Below are 3,511 nucleotides of genomic sequence, written 5' to 3' on the forward strand. Positions count from 1 at the left end.
CAGGGCCTCGCCCCTGCGGCCGCCGGCCCAGCTGAGCCCCCGAACCGCACCACCGAACGACCCTCCTCTCCCTCTCCCAAGGAGTTCAGCATGTCCCGCATCAGTGCCCGCCTGGCCGCGACCGGCGCCGCCGTCGTCCTCGCCCTGACCGGTGTGAGCGGTGTGGCCGCCGCCGACACGACCACCACCCCGGCCTCCGGCCAGGCCGTGATCACCACCGATGTGAAGTTCCTGGCGGACGCCGCGCTCAACGGCATCCTGGTCATCCCGCTGCAGCCGGCCGACCCGAAGCTCGACCCCAACACCGGTCTCACCGTGACGCTCCCGGTGACCGACGGCGCCGCGAACATCCCCGGCTTCTACGGGCACGTGCAGTTCGGCGGCGGTCTGCTCTTCGTCAACCTCTCGACCGGCAAGAGCGTGACCTTCAAGCAGCTCGACTTCTCGGTCGCCAAGGGCTACTTCACCGCCGTGCCGAACGGTTCGACCACCCCGGTTCCGCTGCTGGACCCGCGCGGCGACAACGTGATCGGCCGCACCGGCACCACCCAGACCCTGAACTCCTCCAGCTTCCAGGTGGACCCGGCCGGCGCGGACTACCTGGACGGCAAGCTCGGGACCGGCTACTTCAAGGGCGGTCAGAAGATCGGTTCGCTCGCCCTGTCCTTCACCCCGGCGAGCTGACCCCCGCAGTATCCGCGCAGATCGCAGGGCCCGCGCCTCGGCGCGGGCCTGCTTCATGCGGATCATTCAACTCCGGTACGGAGTCACCGCGTTGTGGTCTCGTACACCTGGCCGACCGGATCCCGCCATGTCCGGCTGGCCGAATAGTACGCACGGAATCGTCCGTCCCCAGCGCGATCCGACTCCCTCGCGCCGCCTCCCTCGGCGGCCCGCATCTCCCGGAGGCACCGCATGAGAAGCCGCGTACCCGACCGAAGAGGTCGGGGAAGGTGGCGCCGCCGACTACCGGCCCTGGCCCTCGCCAAGGCGGTCGTGGCGGCGCTCGCTGTCATTCCGATCGGATTGGGCGCGGCGCCACAGGCACACGCCGACTCCTCGACGACCGTGGTCGGTCCGAAGGTCTGGATCCCGGCCAGCGGAACGTACGGCGACGAGGGGAGCGTGACGGTCTCCCAGACGGCCAACCTGACCAACCAGGTGCTCCAGGTCTCCTGGAGCGGCTTCACGCCGACCGTCACCCAGAGCGGCGGCCCGGTGACGACCACTCCGGTGGAGTCGACCCTCAACCTGTACGCGGTCCGGGTCTACCAGTGCCGCGGAACCGACCCGGCGGTGACGGACTGCTACGGCAGCACCCTCTACGGCGGCGACCGCTCCCTGGGCTTCGAGCAGCCGGCCCGCCCGGTGCACACCGAGACCCCGGACTGGCCCACGAACATGGTGCTGGCCCCGACCGGCCCGGACGGATCGGGCACCGCCTCCATCGAGGTGTGGAGCGCCAAGGAGAGCACCACGCTCGGCTGCGACGCCACCCACCCCTGCTCGATCGTCGTCGAGCCGAACTACGGCGGCGACCCGACGGACCTGTACAACATCCGCGGTGGCAAGGCCGACTGCGCCGACCACCGGATGGACAAGGACAGGTTCTACAACGCCGCCTCGGACGGCGTCATGAAGCCGGGCCGGATCAACTCCAAGACCAAGAACCGCACCAGCGAGCAGTGCGCCTGGCTTCACAAGACCGTGGTCCCGCTCTCCTTCGCCCCCACCCCGGACTCCTGTGCCGCGACCGCCCAGGACTTCGGCGCGGCCGGTCTGGAGATGGCCAACCGGGCGATGCAGCAGTGGCGTTCGGGCCTGTGCCTGGGCGAGAACCCGATGACCGTGGGCTACATCCCCGCCGGTGGCGAGCCGCAGGCCCGGTCGTCCTTCCTGGGCGGCAGCAGCAGCATCGACATCGCGCTGACGGCCCGGCCGGACACGTCACCGCCCGCGCGGCCGTACGTCTACGCCCCGCTGGCGACGACCGGGATCTCCGTGACCTTCGTGGTCGACGACCCGGAGACCGGCCGGCAGATCCGGGACATGAAGCTGAACGCGCGGCTGCTGGCCAAACTGCTGACCCAGTCCTACGCGTCGCCCGGTGCCGACATCCCCTCCGTGGCCGGCAACCCGATCTGCCTCTTCACCGATCCCGAGTTCCAGAAGCTGAACCCGCAGACCCCGGAGAACGGGATCACCTGGCCGAGCGGCTGCGGCGGCGCCCTGACGATCTTCCCCGGTGTCCCCGGCGGTACGACGGACTTCACCTACCTGCTGACCTCGTGGGTCGCGGCCGACCCGGACGCCGCCCGCTTCCTCGACGGTGAGCCGGACCCGTGGGGCATGCGCGTCGACAGCTTCTACCTGAAGCCCCGGTTCACCGGCTACCCGACCGACGCCTTCCAGCCCCAGGACATGTCCGGGACGAGCACGCCGCAGGACGGTGCCGACACGGCGCACTGGAAGCAGTTCGAGTGGGTGCCCTCCACCGAGGGCCTCTCCCGGGTCGCCCGCAACCAGGTCCAGAACCGCCCGAACTGCCAGCAGCCGACCTACAACGCCAACGGCGGACACGACGCCTGTGCCGCGCAGGCGGCCGGCCAGCGCATGATCCTCGCGATCATGGACAGCGCCCAGGCCAAGGCGTTCTCGCTGCCCGAGGCCACGCTGCTCAACCCGGCCGGCGCCTTCGTGGCACCGTCCACGGCCGGCTTCCAGGCCGCGGTCGGCGACATGCCGACCGACCCCGCCACCGGAGTCCAGCAACTGCCCTACGGCACGCCCGACACCGCGTTCTCCCGTGACCAGCGGGCGTACCCGCTGAGCTACGTCCAGTACGCGATGGTCCCGACCGGCGGGGTGCCCGCCGCGAAGGCGGCCGTGATCGCCCGGTTCCTCAAGACGGTGACCACCACCGGGCAGACCTACGGCATCGCGCCCGGCCAGCTGACCCAGGGCTTCCTCGCCCTGAACAACGCCCAGCGGCAGCAGGCCCAGCAGGCCGTCGAGCACGTCGAGGCCCAGGACGGCAAGCTGCCCGGCAACCAGACCGGCCCGAAGCCCGGGACCTCAGAGCCGGGCACCCCGGAGGGCGGCACCGGCGGCACCACCCCGGTCGGCGACTCCGGCACCGGCGGCACCACCAGCGCGGACGGCGGCACCGGCGGCCTCGGGTCCTCCGGCGGCCTGTCCGGCGGCGGGTCCACCGGCACCGGGTCCACCGGCACCGGATCGACCGGCACCGGTACGACCGGTGGCGCGGCGGCCCCCGGCACCGCGGCCGGCGGCAAGCCCGCCGCCACCGCCGCGCCCTCCGGCAGCGCGCTCGCCGCGGCCCCGATCGGCACCCCGGTGCCCGACCGGTCCGGCACCGCCCGGCTGCTGCTGCCCGTCGCGCTGATCGCCGGCCTGGTGCTGCTGGTCGGCGGACCGGCCGCGCTGTTCCTCGGCGGCACCCCGGCCGGGGCGAAGGTGCTGAACGGCGCCCGAACCCAGTGGTCGCGGC

At 72.2% G+C, this 3,511-nt stretch carries 2 protein-coding genes; both read left to right on the forward strand.

Going from position 1 to position 3,511, the window contains the following annotated elements; genetic code table 11:
• Positions 1-90: 90 nt before the first annotated feature.
• Positions 91-684, forward strand: a complete 594-nt coding sequence (locus ACFRAR_RS38415; protein WP_380705041.1) for a hypothetical protein — start codon at positions 91-93, stop codon at positions 682-684.
• A 441-nt stretch (positions 685-1,125) separates the two neighbouring features.
• Positions 1,126-3,511 (forward strand): hypothetical protein (locus ACFRAR_RS38420; protein ID WP_380705043.1); only part of this gene is annotated, 2,386 nt, incomplete at its 3' end.

The organism is Kitasatospora sp. NPDC056651, from assembly GCF_042792155.1.
GTDB lineage: Bacteria > Actinomycetota > Actinomycetes > Streptomycetales > Streptomycetaceae > Kitasatospora.

Bases quoted from the DNA above. Each gene is read 5' to 3' on its own strand.
- ACFRAR_RS38415 (WP_380705041.1), top strand. From the start codon at position 91: ATGTCCCGCATCAGTGCCCGCCTGGCCGCGACCGGCGCCGCCGTCGTC.